At 70.6% G+C, this 647-nt stretch carries 1 protein-coding gene and 1 pseudogene; both read left to right on the top strand.

Annotation, left to right across the window (positions count from 1 at the left end; genetic code table 11):
* On the top strand, positions 1 to 193 hold a 193-nt coding region (locus tag E6R62_RS38100; protein ID WP_136217973.1), incomplete at its 5' end, for a SpaA isopeptide-forming pilin-related protein.
* A 326-nt stretch (positions 194 to 519) separates the two neighbouring features.
* Positions 520 to 647, top strand: a pseudogene (locus E6R62_RS38095) (aromatic amino acid lyase); the annotation flags it as partial.

Here is a 647-nt window from a genome sequence, read left to right as displayed (position 1 = left end):
CACGCTGCTCGACGCCGCGGGCAATGTCGTGGACACCCTCACCACCGGCCCCGACGGCACCTTCCGCTTCGTCGACCTGTCCTCGGGCGAGTACACGGTGATCGCGGCGGGCTATCCGCCGGTGGCCACGGTGCTGCAGGTCGCGGGCGGCGGCCGGACCGAAAGGGATCTCCAACTGGGCCACGAGGACTGACCTTTGGTCAATGCGTGCGGCCTGTGCGCGCGGGCGTACGCCTATTGTGGAGTTGGCCCGCGCGCGGTGTCCCGATGGCCGTACGGTGGTGGTACAGCCGCCGATTCTCGCGGCGGGGAAGGAGCCTCCCACCCATGGACAGTGGTACTCCGCCGAAGCTGCCGCACCAGTTCGCCGTGGCCGGCCGGATCCCGCTTGCCGTGATCGTCGTGGACGGCGACGGCCTGGTCGTCGCCTGCATGGGAGAGACCCGGGTCGAGCTGCGGTTCTCCCCGGCCGCCGTCGTCGACGTCGATGGGCAGGAGCATGCCGTGTCCCGGGTCTCCTTCCTCGCCGACGACCCGGGCGTCGACTCCGGCCTCATGATCGCCCAGTACACGCAGGCCGCCCTGGTCAGCGAGTTGAAGCGGCTCGCCGTCCCGTCCTCCGCCGACTCGATCCCGTCCTCCGCGAT

The organism is Streptomyces sp. A1136 (genome assembly GCF_004795055.1).
In the GTDB taxonomy this organism is placed as follows: domain Bacteria; phylum Actinomycetota; class Actinomycetes; order Streptomycetales; family Streptomycetaceae; genus Streptomyces.
This window is presented reverse-complemented; position numbering and strand designations above follow the sequence as displayed.